The sequence below is a fragment of the Caulobacter sp. DWR1-3-2b1 genome, assembly GCF_049895765.1.
In the GTDB taxonomy this organism is placed as follows: domain Bacteria; phylum Pseudomonadota; class Alphaproteobacteria; order Caulobacterales; family Caulobacteraceae; genus Caulobacter.
Map to the genome: position 1 here is coordinate 1 of NZ_JAFCSZ010000027.1, position 16,174 is coordinate 16,174.

14 protein-coding genes and 1 pseudogene are annotated in these 16,174 nt (G+C 67.7%); 8 read left to right on the forward strand and 7 right to left on the reverse strand.

Going from position 1 to position 16,174, the window contains the following annotated elements; genetic code table 11:
• Positions 1-118 (forward strand): annotated as a pseudogene (locus tag ACP69S_RS18145) (IS481 family transposase); the annotation flags it as partial.
• Positions 119-122: 4 nt separating this feature from the next.
• Here the strand turns inward: ACP69S_RS18145 and ACP69S_RS18150 are convergent.
• Positions 123-842 (reverse strand): MBL fold metallo-hydrolase, encoded by a 720-nt coding sequence (locus tag ACP69S_RS18150; protein ID WP_425999631.1) that lies wholly within the window; start codon positions 840-842, stop codon positions 123-125.
• A gap of 101 nt (positions 843-943) precedes the next feature.
• Entirely contained in the window at positions 944-2,572 is a 1,629-nt protein-coding gene (locus tag ACP69S_RS18155) for an amino acid permease (protein WP_425999633.1), read from the reverse strand.
• Between the two features lie 130 nt (positions 2,573-2,702).
• Between ACP69S_RS18155 and hrpB the strand changes: the two genes are divergently transcribed.
• On the forward strand, positions 2,703-5,147 hold the full coding sequence (gene hrpB, locus ACP69S_RS18160; protein ID WP_425999635.1) for an ATP-dependent helicase HrpB: 2,445 nt from the start codon (positions 2,703-2,705) through the stop codon (positions 5,145-5,147).
• Between the two features lie 119 nt (positions 5,148-5,266).
• Here hrpB and ACP69S_RS18165 read toward each other — a convergent pair whose 3' ends face one another.
• Genes ACP69S_RS18165 through ACP69S_RS18175 form a run of 3 tightly spaced genes read right to left on the reverse strand, consistent with a single transcriptional unit; the run spans position 5,267 to position 8,423 of the window.
• Positions 5,267-6,058 carry a TrmH family RNA methyltransferase gene (locus tag ACP69S_RS18165; RefSeq protein ID WP_425999636.1) on the reverse strand — a complete coding sequence of 264 codons (792 nt, stop codon included), beginning with the start codon at positions 6,056-6,058 and terminating at the stop codon, positions 5,267-5,269.
• Between the two features lie 17 nt (positions 6,059-6,075).
• Positions 6,076-6,987: a class I SAM-dependent methyltransferase gene (locus ACP69S_RS18170; protein WP_425999637.1), complete on the reverse strand. Its 912-nt coding sequence runs from the start codon at positions 6,985-6,987 to the stop codon at positions 6,076-6,078.
• A gap of 17 nt (positions 6,988-7,004) precedes the next feature.
• Positions 7,005-8,423: a glycosyltransferase family 2 protein gene (locus ACP69S_RS18175; RefSeq protein WP_425999638.1), complete on the reverse strand. Its 1,419-nt coding sequence runs from the start codon at positions 8,421-8,423 to the stop codon at positions 7,005-7,007.
• 173 nt (positions 8,424-8,596) lie between these two features.
• Here ACP69S_RS18175 and ACP69S_RS18180 point away from each other — a divergent pair, with 173 nt between their 5' ends.
• The 4 genes from ACP69S_RS18180 to ACP69S_RS18195 are packed head-to-tail and all read left to right on the forward strand — an operon-like array spanning position 8,597 to position 11,784.
• Entirely contained in the window at positions 8,597-9,232 is a 636-nt protein-coding gene (locus ACP69S_RS18180) for a TetR/AcrR family transcriptional regulator (protein ID WP_425999640.1), read from the forward strand.
• Positions 9,233-9,236: 4 nt separating this feature from the next.
• Positions 9,237-10,049 (forward strand): ABC transporter substrate-binding protein, encoded by an 813-nt coding sequence (locus tag ACP69S_RS18185; RefSeq protein WP_425999642.1) that lies wholly within the window; start codon positions 9,237-9,239, stop codon positions 10,047-10,049.
• A complete protein-coding gene (locus ACP69S_RS18190) occupies positions 9,986-11,032 on the forward strand; it encodes a FecCD family ABC transporter permease (protein WP_425999643.1) in 1,047 nt (348 codons plus the stop codon). The genes ACP69S_RS18185 and ACP69S_RS18190 overlap by 64 nt, the downstream gene beginning before the upstream one ends.
• Positions 11,029-11,784: an ABC transporter ATP-binding protein gene (locus ACP69S_RS18195; protein ID WP_425999645.1), complete on the forward strand. Its 756-nt coding sequence runs from the start codon at positions 11,029-11,031 to the stop codon at positions 11,782-11,784. The genes ACP69S_RS18190 and ACP69S_RS18195 overlap by 4 nt, the downstream gene beginning before the upstream one ends.
• Before the next feature lies 1 nt (position 11,785).
• Here ACP69S_RS18195 and ACP69S_RS18200 read toward each other — a convergent pair whose 3' ends face one another.
• Complete coding sequence (locus ACP69S_RS18200; protein ID WP_425999647.1) at positions 11,786-13,867, reverse strand: transglycosylase SLT domain-containing protein; 2,082 nt, start codon at positions 13,865-13,867, stop codon at positions 11,786-11,788.
• A gap of 268 nt (positions 13,868-14,135) precedes the next feature.
• Between ACP69S_RS18200 and dapA the strand changes: the two genes are divergently transcribed.
• On the forward strand, positions 14,136-15,020 hold the full coding sequence (gene dapA, locus ACP69S_RS18205; protein WP_425999648.1) for a 4-hydroxy-tetrahydrodipicolinate synthase: 885 nt from the start codon (positions 14,136-14,138) through the stop codon (positions 15,018-15,020).
• A complete protein-coding gene (gene smpB / locus ACP69S_RS18210; protein ID WP_425999650.1) occupies positions 15,020-15,478 on the forward strand; it encodes an SsrA-binding protein SmpB in 459 nt (152 codons plus the stop codon). The genes dapA and smpB overlap by 1 nt, the downstream gene beginning before the upstream one ends.
• 23 nt (positions 15,479-15,501) lie before the next feature.
• Here smpB and ACP69S_RS18215 read toward each other — a convergent pair whose 3' ends face one another.
• Positions 15,502-16,173 carry a spermidine synthase gene (locus tag ACP69S_RS18215; RefSeq protein WP_425999652.1) on the reverse strand — a complete coding sequence of 224 codons (672 nt, stop codon included), beginning with the start codon at positions 16,171-16,173 and terminating at the stop codon, positions 15,502-15,504.
• Between the last annotated feature and the right edge of the window lies 1 nt (position 16,174).

Here is a 16,174-nt window from a genome sequence, read left to right on the forward strand (position 1 = left end):
CCGTCTGAAGACCCTCAACGGCCTGACCCCATACGAATACATCTGCAAAATCTGGACAAAAGAGCCCGACAGATTCAACGTCGATCCAACCCATCAAAGTCCGGGACCAAACATCTAGGCGATCACCCCGGAGACATGTTCTTCGGAATCACGAAGTCAGCCCCCTGGATGTTGGCGGCCTCAATGGCCAGGTCGCTGACATAGGGATTGCTGCGCCGCTCGGCCGCGAAGCTCGACATCGGGCCATGGCCGGGCACGAAGCGGACATCGCCGCCCAGGGGCCACAGCTTCTGAGTGATGGAGTCCAGCAGGTTCTGGTGATTACCCCGCGGGAAGTCGGTGCGGCCGATGGAGCCCTGGAACAGCACGTCTCCCACCTGAGCGAAGCGCGCCTCGCGATGGAAGAAGATTACGTGGCCCGGCGTGTGGCCAGGGCAGTGCAGAACCTCGAACTCCGTCCCGCCCAGGGTGACCACGTCGCCATCGTCCAGCCAGCGGTCGGTGACGAAGCTGCGGGCTTCGGGAATGCCGTACATTTCGCCCGACATCTGGATCTGGTCGATCCAGAACTGGTCGTCCTTGTGGGGACCCTCGATCGGGACGCCCGTCAGGCGCTTGAGCTCGGCCGCGCCGCCAGCGTGGTCCATGTGGCCGTGAGTGATCCAGATCTTCTCCAAGGTCAGGCCCTGGTCAGCGATAGCCTTCATCAGACGCGGAACCTCGCCGCCCGGATCGATGACGGCGGCCTTCAGCGTTTTGGCGCACCAGACGATGGTGCAGTTCTGCTGCAGGGGCGTGACTGGCGCGATGACAGCGCGGATCGGGGGTTGGGCTTGGCTCACGGGAACTCCTTCTACGGCCATCATAAAGGCTGGCGAGCGCGCAAGAAAGAAGGCCCGGGATTGCTCCCGGGCCTTCAATCGGTTTCGACGAGGAAGGTTGGTTACTTCACGTCGTCCACGCCGCGGCCCATGGCTTGGGCAGGCGAGTTCAGTTCGCTGTCCTCGGTGATGTCGATGCCCTTGGCGAGCTTCGAGTTCCAGAAGCCGTAGGCGATGTAAACCACCGCACCGACCGCCGCATAACCGCCCAGGATCATCAGGGGCAGCGGGTTGTTGTTCATCGCGTGGACGATCATCGGCTGGAAGTTCTGATAGGCCAGGAACAGACAGGCCAGAATGCCACAGACGGCGGTGGCGATGCCACCAGGCACGCGGAAGGGACGCGGCAGGTCCGGGTGCTTGATGCGCAGATAGATCACAGACAAGCAGACGATCGAGAAGGCCACGGCCGTACCCAGCGACACCAGATCACCCAGCAGGCTGATCGGGAGGAATGAGGCTGCGATGGCGATCACCAGACCCAGCAGGATGGTGCCCATCCATGGGGTGCGGAACTTCGGGTGGATCGCGGCGAACACTTTCGGCAGCAGGCCGTCGCGGGCCATGGTGTAGAAGATCCGGGTTTGGCCGTAGCACAGCACCAGCATGACCGAGGACAGACCGGTGATCGCGCCGATCTTGATGGCGATGCTGATCAGGTTCAGCTTGCCGCCCTCAGCCGCCGCATAGGGAACATCGGCCCATTCCAGGGCCATGCGGTCGATGGCGACCGCGATTGGGGCCGGGCTGGCCAGTTCCTTGTAGGGAACGACGCCGGTCATGACGGCGGCGACGGCCATATAGATCAGGGTGCAGATGACCAGAGCGCCCAGGATGCCGATTGGTACGTCCCTGGACGGGTTCTTGGCTTCGGCTGCGGCGGTCGAGACCGCTTCAAAACCGACATAGGCGAAGAAGATGATCGCTGCGCCGCGGAAGACGCCGCTGACGCCGAACTCACCCGGCTGGCCGGTCGGAGCTGGGATGAAGGGGCTCCAGTTGGCAGGATTGATGTATTGAATGCCTACGGCGATGAACACCAGCAACACGATCACCTTAATAACGACGATCACGTTGTTGACGTTGGCCGACTCGCTGACGCCTAGCACCAGCAGGGCCGAAACCAGCGCAATGCCGATTGCGGCGACGATGTTCAGTGTGCCGGTGAGGGCGAAAGTGGTCCCGCCATCGGGTGTGGAAACGGCCTGGATCAGCGGTGTGGCCCACATGGGAGCCTCGGCGCCGGCGACGGTGATGGTCGGGAAATCTACCCCGAACGCGTGAAGCGTGCTCACAACATAGCCTGACCAGCCAACCGCGACGGTCGAGGCCGCGACGCCATATTCCAGGACCAGCAGCCAACCCATGATCCAGGCGAAAACCTCGCCCAGGGTGCCGTAGGCGTAGGTGTAGGCTGAGCCGGAGACCGGCATTGTGGAAGCCAGTTCCGCATAGCAGAGGCCGGCCAAGCCGCAGGCGATGCCGGCGACGATGAACGACAGCATGATCGCCGGGCCTGCATTGGCCGAGGCCACCTGGCCGGTCAGCACGAAGATGCCAGCGCCGATGATGGCGCCGATACCCAGGCTCATCAGGTTGAGAGGACCCAGCGTGCGTTTCAGCTGGCTGTGCGCGGCTTCCTTCTGGATGCTCGCAATCGACTTCTTCAGGAACAGCCTGTTTCCGGCCATGTGTTTCTTTTCCCCAACGACCAGCGAACCCCCGCTAGTCAGGCATTGGGTCGCGACGTTAGTCAGAGAGGCGCCGTCGCGCAACGCCTTGCGGTGACGAGACCGTTTTGAGGGTCTATGCCTCCCCGTGATGCTGCCGATCGAGAATGTCCTGCCCGCGCTGAAGGCGGCGATGCTCGCTTCCCATGCGACGGTCCTTGTGGCCCCGCCTGGCGCGGGCAAGACCACCGCCGTTCCCTTGGCCCTGTTGGGGGAACCCTGGGTCGAGGGGCGCAAGATCATCGTGCTGGAGCCTCGCCGGCTGGCCGCTCGGGCCGCCGCGACACGCATGGCCTCGACCCTGGGCGAGGCGGTTGGTGAAACCGTGGGCTTTCGCGTGCGTCTGCAGTCCAGGGTCTCGGCCCGCACCCGCATCGAGGTGGTGACCGAAGGCGTCTTTACCCGGATGATTCTCGACGACCCGGGTCTAGAGAGCGTCGCAGCCGTCCTGTTCGACGAATTTCACGAGCGCAGCCTCGACGCGGACCTTGGCCTTGCCTTCGCCCGCGACATTCAGGGACTGCTGCGCGAGGATCTCCGCCTGCTGGTCATGTCGGCCACCCTGGACGGGGCAAGGGTCTCGTCACTGCTGGGTGACGCACCGGTGATCGAGAGCCAGGGACGGATGTTCCCGGTCGACACCCGCCATCTGGGCCGCGACGACCGTCTGCGGCTTGAAGAACGGGTCGGTCGGGCCGTAGAGTGGGCTTTGGCAGAGGAGACCGGCAGCCTGCTGGTCTTCCTGCCAGGGCAGGGCGAAATCCGTCGCGTCGAGAGTTGGCTGACCGAGCGCCTGCGCCGCCCCGACGTCGATCTGGCCCCGCTTTATGGCGCGCTGGAGCCCGGCGCCCAGGATCGCGCCATCGCGCCCACCGCGCCGGGGCGTCGCAAGGTAGTGCTGGCCACCTCCATCGCCGAGACCAGCCTGACCATCCAGGGCGTGCGCGTGGTGATCGACTGCGGTCTGGCCCGCGTGCCCCGCTACGATCCGGCCAGCGGCATCACCCGGCTCGACACCGTCCGCGTCAGCCGCGCCGCCGCCGATCAGCGCCGGGGCCGGGCAGGGCGGACCGAGCCTGGCGTCTGCTACCGCCTGTGGGATGAGGCGGAGACCCGGTCTCTGCCCGCCTTCGCGCGCCCGGAGATCCTTGAGGCCGACCTTTCGCGTCTTGCTTTGGATTTGGCCCGGTGGGGGGCGCGCGACGCCTCGGGGCTTTGCTTCATGGATCCGCCGCCAGCCGCCGCCTATGCCGAGGCGCGCACCCTGTTGCAGCGTATCCAGGCGTTGGACGCCCACGGTGACCTCACCGCCCACGGCAAGGCTCTGGCCGAGATGCCCTTGCCGCCGCGCATCGCCCACATGGTGGTCCGCGCCGCCGCCTCGGGGCAGGCGAGACGCGGGGCCGAGGTTGCCGCCTTGCTGACCGAACAGGGCTTGGGCGGCCGCGAGACCGATCTGCGCCGGCGACTGGAGAACCTCGGTCGCGACCGCTCTCCAAGGGCCAGGGACGCCCAGGCCCTCGTCGACCGCTGGGCGCGCGCGGCGGGCAAGCCGTCCGGCGCGACGCCGCTGGACGACGGACTGATGCTGGCCGAGGCCTATCCCGAGCGGGTGGCTCGGGCGCGGGGCAAGCCAGGCGAGTTCCAGCTGGCGGGCGGACGCGGCGTCTATATGGAGCCGACCGATCCCCTGGCCCGCGAAACCTGGCTGGCCGTGGGGGAACTGGGCGGCGGCGACAGTCGCGACCGCATCCTGCTGGCCGCCGCTGTCGACGAAGTCGCCCTGCGCGAAGCCTTTGCCGACCGGCTCACCGCCGAGGACCGGCTGGAAACCGGCCCGGGCGGCAAGGTCCGCGCCAAGCGCCTGCTGCGCCTGGGCAAGTTGGTGCTGGAGGAGCGGTTGATTGACAAGCCGGACCCGGCCCTAATCACCAAAGCCTTGCTGGACCAGGTGCGTTCGGAGGGACTGTCGGCGCTGCGTCTGGGCGATGGCGTTCAGGGCCTGCGCGACCGCGTCGCTTTTCTGCGCGCGCTCGATGGCGACACCTGGCCCGACCTGTCGGGCGTGGCTCTGCTGGATCGGCTGGATGAATGGCTGGAGCCGCTACTGCACGGCCGCTCGTCCCTGTCGGCGCTGGACGAGAGCGCTCTGGACGGCGCGATCCGCTCGCTTATCCCTTGGGACGCCCAGCAGAAGATCGATGCCGCCCTGCCAGCCCGGTTCAAGGCCCCGACCGGCACCACGGTGGCCATCGACTACGCCGCCGAGGCCGGGCCGCGCATCGACATCCGGGTACAGGAGCTGTTTGGCCTCACCGAGCATCCCAGCATCGCCGGCGGCAAGATCCCGCTGGTGCTGTCGCTGCTGTCGCCGGGCCATAAGCCGATCCAGATCACGCGGGATCTGCCGGGCTTCTGGAAGGGCTCGTGGCGCGAGGTGAAGGTCGAGATGAAGGGGCGCTATCCCCGGCATGTCTGGCCGGACGATCCGGCAGCGGCCGCGCCGACGACTAGGGCTAAGCCTAGGGGGACCTAAATCCTCCCCCTAGCGGGGGAGGTGTCGGCTAAGCCGACGGAGGGGGAAGTGATTTGCAAAGTCATTGCGGTCTTCCCCCACCGGCCTTCGGCCGCCTCGTCCGCGGGGGGGTAGGACCGTTACCCCGTCACCGTGTAGATCATGATCCCCGTCGCCACCGACAGGTTCAGGCTATCCGCCCGGCCGCGCATCGGGATCTTGACGTTGACGTCGCAGGCTGCGGCCAGTTCCGGCGGTAGGCCCTGCTGCTCGTTGCCCATCAGGATCAGGGACGGCTTCACATAGTCGGCGGACTTGTGATCGACCGTGGCGGTTAGCAGGGTGCCGACCACTGAGCCGGGCCAAGTCTCGCGCCAGGCCAGGAACTCCTGGATCGTCGCCTTGGCGATCTTCACCGCGAAGATCGAACCCATCGTCGCGCGGACGCCCTCGACGGAATAGGGATCGACGCAGTCGCCGATCAGGATCACCCCGCCGCAGCCGGCCGCGTCGGCGGTGCGGATGACGGTGCCCAGGTTGCCCGGGTCGCGCACGGCCTGCATCGCCACCCAGCAGGGCGCGCTTTGCGGCACGATGGCGTCCAGCGGCGTGAACACCTGGCTGAACACGCCGACCACGGCCTGGGGGTTATCGCGGCGCGAGACCTTCTCAAGGATTTCCCGATTGACCTCAATGACTTCGCCGCCCGCCTTCAGACAGGCCTGCGAGGCCTTTTGCAGCATCGGATGGTCGGCGGCGTCGCGGCCATACATGATGATCTTGGGCGCGTGGCCGCAGTCGATCGCCTCGATAACGATCTTCAGGCCCTCGGCCAGGAACAGGCCGCTGTCCTCGCGCTCCTTGCGCATGTGCAGGGCGCGGACGGCCTTGACGGTGTTGTTCGAGAGGGACGTGACAGTCTTGGCTTGCATGGGGGCGTTCATCGCGTTCAGCCTTCCGAAGACCAACGCGCGAAGAACGACAGGCCGATCTGGCGGTCGCCCTTTTCCTCGACCAGCGAAAGCTCGCCCCAGTCGATGACACCGCTGCGGCCGTCCAGCACCTGGGCCAGCAGGCCCGACATCGCGGCGCCCGAGATGCGCGCGGCATAGGCGTTCATCAGCAGGAACGAGGCGTCGTCGGACAGCAGTTGGGCGCAGTTGGTCGTGAGTTCGGTCAGATCCTCGAACAGCCGCCAGACTTCGCCGTCCGCGCCGCGTCCGAACTTGGGCGGATCCAGGATGATGCCGTCATAGACATTGCCGCGACGGACCTCGCGGGCCACGAACTTGCGGGCGTCCTCGACGATCCAGCGGATTGGCTTGTCCTCAAACCCGGCGAAGGCGGCGTTCTCGCGGGCGAAACCGACCGACTTCTTGGAGGCGTCCACATGGGTCACGGCCGCGCCGGCGGCGGCGCAAACCAGCGAGGCGACGCCTGTATAGCCAAACAGATTCAGGACCTTGGGCTGGCGACCTGAAGCTTTGGCGAACGCCCGCACTCGCTGGTCCTGCCAAGCCCAGTTGGCGGCTTGTTCGGGAAAGAAGGCCAGATGGCGGAAGGGTGTGAACTGACCGTGGAACTTGGCCTCGCCCCAGCCCAGAGGAAATTTCTCGATGGGCTTGCCCTTGAAGCGCCAGCGGCCGGCCTCGTCCTCGTCGGAGGGGTCGAACACAGCATCCGCGTCCTCCCAGGCCTTGGCTGGCAGGCGCGGCGACCAGAGGCACTGCGGCTCGGGGCGCACGACCGTATAGGGGCCATAGCGTTCCAGCTTCTTGCCGGCGCCGCTGTCCAGCAGGGCGTAGTCGCTCCAGCCGGTGGTGCGCATGACAAGGGCGGCGGCGGCGATCTGCGGGCTCATCGCCTCGCCATACGCTTTCAGGGCGTTGGCCGTCCAGTGCGCGGCGTGTGGCGGGTCTTGTCCCAGCGATGCGGCGCGAAGAAGAATTGCCACACGGCGCGCGGCGAGGCGAAGATCCACATCATCCAGTAGGCGACCATGCCGAACAGATGCAGGAAGCGCGGCCGCTCGCCCGACCGTAGCAGTCCGACCGCCGCGCAGGCCGCCGAGACGACCCAGCCGAACATGTAGAGGGTGAGGTCGCCCAGGGTCACCGAAAGCTCGCCGTCGGCCGACCAGTTTACCGCCATGCCAACCCCGGCGATCAACATGGCCGGGGCGTGAAGGTTCGAGGCGGCGATGGGGATGCCCAAAGTCACGATCAGGGCCAGGAGGGTGCGAGGCTGTCGCCGCGCCTCGCCGCGGAGATGGACGGCCAGGGTTTGCAGATGGCCCTTGATCCAGCGAGCCCGTTGCGGGCCCCACTGATCCAGCGAGGTGGGCGCCGTTTCGAGGGTGGGGCGCTCGATGACACCCAGCCTGTAGCCGGCCGAGGCCAGGCGAAAGCCGATATCGGCGTCTTCGGTGACGTTATAGGCGTCCCAGCCGCCGACCGCCCGCAGGGCCGAGATCTTGAAGTGATTACTGGTTCCGCCCAGCGGGAACGGCAGGCCCCAGCGCGCATAGGCCGGCAGGAGCACCTGGAAGAGGGCGGCATATTCCAGCCGGAACTGCTCGGCGATGAAGGCCAGGTAGCGCGGGGTCTCGATCAACAACGGCGCCTGGAGGCAGGCCAGATCGGCCGCATCCGCCGCGAACCGCGCCGCCGCTTCGCGCAACTGCTGCGGATCGGGAGCATCCTCGGCGTCATAGATGACGACGAGGCTCCCCTTGGCGAGTTCCAGGGCGATGTTGCACGCCCGGGGCTTGGTGCGCGGCTCGCCCGGCGGCGCGACCAGAACCTGGATGAAGGAGGGCAGGTCCAGGGCGTGAAAGGCCGAACGCGTCGCCAGATCGTCCGCTTCCAGAACAATCAGGGCCTGCAGGCGATCGCGCGGATAGTCCAGCCGAGCCAGATTGGCGACCAGTTCGCAGGCCACTTCGGCCTCGCGGTAGAGCGGCACGATCAGCGTGTAGTGCGGCAGGGCGTGATCGGCGAGCGCAGGGCAGACGCTCTTGCGTGGCGGCGTCAGGATCGCGGCCAGCCGGATCATCGCACCGGCGATAAAAGCGCTGTAGAACAGCCCATAAAGCCCCCACAGCAATTGGCTTGGCGCCAGCACGCCGATCAAGAGAAGGCTCAGCAGCAGGGCGACAACCGTGGTTCTTTGCCATTTGCCAAAAGTGACATGGGCGCCCTCGGCGACTGGCGAAGCAGGCTGGACGATGTAGTCCGGGGTAAATGGGGCGGCGGCCACGGCCACCTTGGGCGAGACGCCCCGCTCTTCGCGCGCCATATCGCCCCCCCGGCTGGTCCGCTCGATCTTCGCGCGATCACTAGAATCAGCACAACCAATAGGTGTCAAACATAAAAACACGCGTTTTAGGTTGGATGCCGTGTCGCCTTGTGACGGCTGGGTGATTCCCGTTTAGTGTCGGAGGTTGGGGAAACGCAGGGGAAATGCAGGCCGTGACGCTTGTTTTGAAGAAGCCGCATAAGTCCGCTCGCAAGCCGAAGGGCGACGGGCACTTGCGTCGCGGCGAAATCCTGGCGGCGGCCGAGAAGATTTTCATCGCCGAGGGCTATGCCGGCGCGACCATTCGCAAGATCGCCGATGCGGTCGGGGTGTCTTCCACCGCCCTCTACATGCACTTTCGCGACAAGGACCAGATCCTCCTCGAGATCAGCGATGGTGCGATCGAGCGGCTGCTGAACCTCAATATCGACATCTCGGCGCGCCCCATCAATCCCGTTTCGCGGGTCCGGCTGATGCTGGAGGCGTACATGCGCTTCGCTCTGGAGAATCCCAACACCTACGAACTGGTGTTCTGCGGCTCCGGGGCGAGCATTTCGGTGGAGAAGCAGGCCGGCACCCTGGAACTGGGCGACCGCTGCTTTGAGAAGTTCAGCGAGCCCTTCCGCGAGATCGCCGCCGTCGGACGCCTGAAGTCGGGCACGGCGCAGAGCGCCGCCGAGGTGCTGTGGGCGGGTTGCCACGGCCTGGTTTCACTGCTGATCACCAAGCCCAACCGCACATGGTCGTCGTCCGAGGAGCTGATGGCCTTGATGCTGGACGGGCTGCTGAGCGGTCTGGTCGCGGACTGATCGGGTGACCATCGTCCGTGCGTTCTGCGCCGTTGCGGCGGCGATGGTGCTCGTCCAGCCGGCCGTCGCGGCGAGCCCGCGCGTGATGTCCCTTGATTCCTGCGCCGACCAATATGTCCTGGCCTTGGCGCCGCGCGAGACGATCGTCGGCCTGTCTCACCGGGCCGGCGCGCCGGATTCCTATATGCGCAAGGCCTCGGCCGGGCTGCCCCGTCGCCGCGCCACGGTCGAGAGCCTGGTCGCGGCCCGGCCCCAGGTCGTGGTCCGCCATTGGGGCGGCGACGCGCGGCTGGTCTCGGCCCTGGAGCGGCGCGGCGTTCGCACGGTCAGGATCGACGACGCCGCCGACTTCGAAGCGGTGCGGGCCAATGTCCGGCGTGTCGCTCAGGCCCTGGATCGCCAGGCGGCGGGCGAGGCGGTGATTGCGCGCATGGACGGCCAGCTGCAAGCCGCCGACGGCGCCTGGAAGGGCGAGACCGCCCTCTATCTGACGCCGGGCGGCTATACGGCCGGAAGCGGCACCCTGATCGACGCCATGCTGAAGGCTTCGGGGCTGTCGAACGCCAGCACCGGACCCTTCTTCAGTCCCGTGCCGTTGGAGAGCCTGGTGATGGCGCCGCCGCGCGCCGTGGTGCTGGGCTTCTTCGACCTGACCCGCGCGGGCTCTGACCGCTGGGGCGCCGGGCGTCACGCGGCCCTCGAGCGGACGACGAAGGATCGCACGATCACTGCCTTGCCCGGCGCGGTGGTGGGATGTCCGGCCTGGTTCGCGGCGGACGGGGTCGCACAATTGGCGCAGGCGCGGAGCGCCCGATGAGCCTGCCGCGTCTCTGTCTTGGCATGCTGGGCCTGCTAGCGCTCGCAACCGGCCTTGCGGTGTTGCTGGGCGAAACCCCGCTGGCGTTCGACCAATACGTCCAGGCGCTCGCTCGTCCCGGATCGCCGCCGGGCGAGGTGCTGTGGACCATTCGAGCGCCCCGCGTCGCCATGGCGGCGCTTGTGGGCGCAGCTCTGGGGCTGGCGGGGGCGACCATGCAGGGCCTGCTGCGCAATCCTCTGGCCGACCCGGGCGTGCTGGGCGTCTCGGCGGCGTCGGGCCTGGGCGCCTCGCTGGCCATCGCCGGCGGACTGGCGGCCATTCCCGGCGCCATTGAATTGGCGGCTCTGGCCGGTGCCCTCGTCGCCGGCGGAGCTGTGGTCGCCATCGCCGCTCGCCTTCGCGAGCCGGAGGCCCTGATCCTGCTGGGCGTCGCTATCTCGGCGTTCGGCGGAGCCTTGACCGCGCTCGTGTTCAACCTGGCGCCGTCGCCGGTCGCCATCGCCGAGGTCCTGGCTTGGCTGATGGGCTCGGTCGAGAACCGCGACTGGACCGACAGCTTGAAGGCGCTTCTCCCGATGGCGGTCGGCGCCGCCCTCTGCCTGAAGGCGGGGCAAGGCTTGCGCATGCTGACCCTGGGCGAGGAAGCGGCGGCGATGTCGGGCCTGCCGATGTCGCGTCTGCGGGTTTACGCCGTCGCTGGCTCGGCCCTGCTCACCGGCGCCGCCGTGGCCGGGGCGGGAGTCATAGGGTTCGTTGGCCTGGCCGCGCCGCACATGGTGCGGGCGCTGGTGAAGGACGATCCGCGCCAGATCCTTTGGCCCTCGGCCTTGGCCGGCGCCCTTTTGCTGGTGCTGGCCGATCTGGCGGCGCGCCTGGCGCCGACCGATCAGGAACTGAAGCTGGGCGTGGTCACGGCGCTGTTCGGCGCGCCGGCCTTCGCCCTGCTGGCTTGGCGGGCCTCAAGGAGCTGGCGGGCATGACCGCAGCCTGGACCATCAGCGGCGTCAAGGCGCGGCAGGGCGGCAACTTGGTGCTGGACGCAGCCAGCCTGGTCGTGAGCCCCGGCGAGGTGGTCGGCGTGGTCGGTCCCAATGGCGCGGGCAAGACCAGCCTGCTGCGGGCGGGTCTTGGTCTTCTGCCGAGGATCGATGGCGAGGTCTGGCTGGGCGACCAGCGCCTTGAAGCCCTGACCGCCGGAGCCCGCGCCGCTCGCGTGGGCTATCTGCCTCAAGATCGCCGGCTGGCCTGGAACCTCCCCGCCGAGCGGGTCGCCAGCCTGGGCGCGGTTGATCTGCCGGATGCGCAGGCCCTGGTCGTGGCGCGCGAGCGTCTGGCGCGGGTCGGCGCGGCCGATCTGGCTGCGCGCGGCGTGCTCGACATGTCGGGCGGCGAGCGGGCCAGGGTGCTGTTGGCAAGGCTGCTGACCACGCGCGCGCCGCTGCTGGTGGCGGACGAGCCCATCGCGGGCCTTGACCCCGACGCACAGCTCCTGACGTTGGATCTGCTGCGCGCCGAGGCCGCCACGGGCGCGGCGGTGGTGGTCACCCTGCACGACCTTAGCCTGGCCGCGCGCTGCTGCGACCGGGTCGCGGTGATCGATGGTGGGCGGATCGTTTCCGAGGGCGCGCCTGGCGTGGCGCTGTCGCCAGAGATCCTGGCGCGGGTGTTCAAGCTGGACGGCGCGCTGGTGGAAACGTCGGCGGGGCCTGTTCTGGCGGCCCGCCGACTGTAGTTCAGGGCTGGGTCGCAGGCTGATACGCCTGGGCCACCGACGGCGTATAGGCATAGCCGCCGCGCTTGAGTTCCTGCGACAGGGTCAGGGGCGTGCTCCCGCCATTGAGGCGAGCGCGATAGACCATGGTCGTCTCCAGGGTCCGCATCACGTAGTTGCGGGTCTCCGAGAACGGGATGCACTCGATGAAGTCGAGTGGATCGGTGGTCGCGCCACGCGGGTCGCCACACTGGGTGACCCATGCGGCGGGGCGTCCAGGACCGGCGTTGTAGGCGGCGGCGGCCATAATGTAGGAGCCGCTGAAGTTGTCGACCATGTCGCCCAGATAGGTCGAGCCCAGGCGCATGTTGTAGGAAGCATCTGACAAACGGTCGATCGAGTGGCGCTCGCCCAACTGACGCGCCACGATGGCGGCGGTAGGCGGCATGAGCTGCATCATGCCCCGCGCGCCAACGCCCGAGCGTGCATTGGGGTCGAAATTGCTTTCCTGGCGCGAGATCGAATAGACGAAGGCTGTCTCGGCTGCGCCCGGACCCGGCGTGAAGTGGTGATCGAGCAGGGGATAGCCGCGCTCGGGCAGGATGAAGCCTCGCTGGGCCGCCGTGCGCACGGCGCGCATGCCCAGATCCTGGTCGCCATAGCCGCGCGCGAAGTCCACCAGCAGGGCGGATTCCTCGGCATTAGGCAGGTTGTCGTCGATGAACAGCACCATCGCCCGGAACTGATCCCTGGCCCCAATATCGGCCAGCATCCGCGCGGCGCGCACCAGCTCGCGGCCGTAAAAGCGAGCGCGGTCGGCTTGGGTGACGGTCGGGTCGCGGTCGAGCTTCAGCTCGGTCAGGCCCGCCTTCTCGGCCGCCAGCTGGCCATAGAAGGTGGTGATGTGGCGCGCGCCCTCGGCATAGAAGGCCTGGGCGGCGATGGGGTCGGCCTGGGCCTCAGCGGCGCGACCCTGCCAGTAGAGCGCCCGGCCCTTGGTGATCGGCGAGGCGCCGATGGCGGCGATGGTGGCGAAGTGGCGGGCGGCGTCGTCGGGCCGCTTGAGACGGGCCAGGGCGATCCAGCCGGCGAAGAACTCGGCCTCTGCGGCGTCGGCGCCGACGCTCAGGCCGGTATTGGCGGCGGCGGCATAGGCGCCCTGGCTGTCGCCCGACTTGAGGGCCGAGCCGACCAGCGCGCGGCGTTCTTTCCAGATCGCGGCGGCGGCTTCTTCGGTCGGCGGCGGCGAGGGAAAATTGCGGACCAACTGCAGGGCGAAGCTGTCTAGGCCGCGACGGCGCAGATAGGCGGCGCGCTCAAACACCACGCCCGGCGAGGCCTGATCGCGGGGACCCAAGCTGTCGAACAGGGAGGTGGCGCTGCCAGAGTTTTGGCGGAAGGCCATGCGGACGCGCGCGGCGGCTTGCTGGTCGGCGGGCAGCAGATCGACCAGATCGCGCGCCGCCGGGCCTTGCTGGCCATAAAGCAGGATGTCAGCGCGGCGGGCATAGTCGTCGGCGGTCAGCATCGTGCCGAACCGCGCGGCCATGCTGCGCTGAGCGTCGGCCTCGAAGAGCTTGTCGCGCCAGGTGCGGCGGATCAGGTCGACGGCTTCCGGGTTGCGTCCGCTGGCCTGATAGGCTGACGCCAGAGCCATCGCCCCTTCAGCGGTTGCCGGCTGGCCGCCGCCGAACCAGGCGATGGTCTGGGCGGAGCTGAGGCCCGAAACGGAAAGCTGCTTTTCGGCGGCGGTCTCGCGACGGCTGGCGCGGGGCCAACCGGCCAGATCGCGACGGGCAGAATCGAGTTCGAAGAAACTCATGGCCTCGGCCGAGCTGTCGACCAGGGTCCAGAGGGCGATCTTGCGGGCCAACGGATCCTGCAGGCTGCTCATCGCCATGCGGGCGCGGGAGACGTCGCCGCTCTTGGCGGCGGCGAGCGCCATGCGCAGGTTCTCGGCCTCGACGTCGGAAACCGTACCGGGGATCGCGGTCGGCGGCGTGGTGATCAGGGCGCGCGTCGACAACGACTGGTACGGAACGGGCCCAGACGTCTGGGCGCCCGCGACGCTGCCAAGCAAAACGAGACCGGCGCTTCCGAACATGATCCGATGCAACACTGAAGCCAAAACCCGCTCTCCTTCACGCACCGTCGAATCGAGCCGACAGCCGCTTATGCGATCCATCTGACCCGAAGACACCTAAGGAACGGTTTTTCTGAGGCCTCAAGGGGTTGACCCTTGGGGCTTGGCCCATCAAACCGCTGCCTGCTCCGACGCACCGGTTGCGGGACGGCGGGGTGGGGACATATTGTCCGCCCCGATCGTCCTGCCGCAACCTTCGCGGCGCCCTTCTCACGGCAAATTGCAAGTTATGGTCCATTCTCCGTTCAAGGGCGTCATTCCCGCTCTGATTACGCCCTTCCGCGACGGCGCCGTGGACGAGGCGGCCTTTGTGGCCCTCGTCGAGCGCCAGCTTGCGGGCGGCGTGCATGGCGTCGTGCCGGTTGGCACCACTGGCGAAACCTCGACCCTGAGCCACGACGAACACAAGCGCGTGGTCGAGCTGTGCGTGCAGACCGTCAAGGGCCGCGTGCCAGTGATCGCCGGCGCGGGCTCGAACTCGACCGACGAAGCCATCGAGCTGGCCCAGCACGCCAAGGCGGTCGGCGCTGATGCGGCGCTGGTGGTGACGCCCTATTACAATCGTCCGAGCCAGGAAGGCCTGTATCGCCACTACGAGGCGATCAACGACGCCGTTCAGCTGCCGGTGCTGGTCTATAACGTACCCAGCCGCGCCAGCGTCGACATCTCCAACGAGACCCTGGCGCGCCTGTCCAAGCTGCCCAACATCATCGGTATCAAGGACGCCACCGGCGACCTGGTCCGCGCCAGCATGCAGCGTGTCCTGTGCGGCCCGGACTGGGTGATGCTGTCGGGCGACGATCCGACAGCGCTGGGCTACATGGCTCATGGCGGCCACGGCGTGATCTCGGTGACCTCCAACGTCGCCCCCGAGGCCTGCTCGGCCTTCATCAACGCCTGCATGCAAGGCGCATGGGAGACCGCGCTCTACGGCCAGGATCGCCTCATCAAGCTGCACAAGGCCCTGTTCCTCGACTCCTCGCCCGCGCCGACCAAGTTCGCCATGGCCCATCTGGGCCTGTGCGAGCCGGACGTGCGCCTCCCCATCGCGCCCTGCAGCGATGCCGTGAAGCCGGCGATCCTGGAGGCCATGCGCGAGGCTGGTCTGGTCTGATGACCAAGCCGATCGCGGAGAACCGGCGCGCCCGGTACGACTACTTCATCGAGGAGGTGTTCGAGGCCGGCATCATGCTGACCGGCACCGAGGTGAAGAGCTTGCGCGTCGGCCGGGCCAATATCGCCGAGTCCTATGCGTCGGTCGAAGGTCGCACGATCAAGCTGATCAACGCCGACATTCCGCCCTACGGTCACGCCAATCGCTTCAACCACGAGCCGCGTCGGCACCGCACGCTGCTGTTGCACAAGAAGCAGATCGAAAAGCTGATCGGCGCCGTGCAGCGCGACGGCCGCACGCTGATCCCGCTCAAACTCTATTGGAACGAGAAGGGCTTGGCCAAGCTCGAGATTGGCCTCGCCAAGGGCAAGAAGAACCACGACAAGCGCGAAACCGAAGCCGCCCGGGACTGGCAGCGCGACAAGGCGCGGCTGATGAAGGGCGACCGGGGGGACTGATTTTTCGGTCTCGACCGCCTGCTTTAGGCCGCAGTCGCCACCCAAATCACGTGTCGCGCGCCACGGCCCTTGTGGGCGCGGACGCCGACCTCCTCGACGGCGTAGCCTGCGCGGCCAAGCCGCCGGGTGAAGTCGCTGTCGCGGGTCGAGGACCAGACTTCAAGCACGCCGCCCGGGCGCAAGGCCCGGCGGGCGGCGGCCAGACCGCGCTGGTCGTACAGGCTGTCATTGCCCTTGCGGCTAAGGCCGCCGGGGCCGTTGTCGACATCCAGCAGGATGGCGTCGTAGCGGGCCTCGCCGGCGCGGATCAGGGCGCCGACGTCACCGTCGTGGATCTGGACGCGGGGATCGGAAAGGCTGTCGCCATAGAGCCCGCCCAGCGGCCCCCGAGCCCAGGCGACGACTGCCGGAACCAGTTCGGCAACGATGATCCCGGCGTCCTTGCCAAAAGTCGTCAGGGCGGCGCGCAGGGTGAAGCCCATGCCCAGCCCCCCGATCAGGACGCGCGCCCCGGAACGCTGGCCGATGCGGTCAAAGGCCAGGGTAGCCAGCGCCTCCTCCGAGCCGCTGAGCCGGCTGTTCATCAGCTCGATCGATCCGGCCATGATTGAATATTCCGCGCCGCGCCGCATCAGGCGCAGTTCCACGCCGTCTCCCGGCACAGTCGCGGTGTCGAGGTGCTCCCAGGGGATCAAT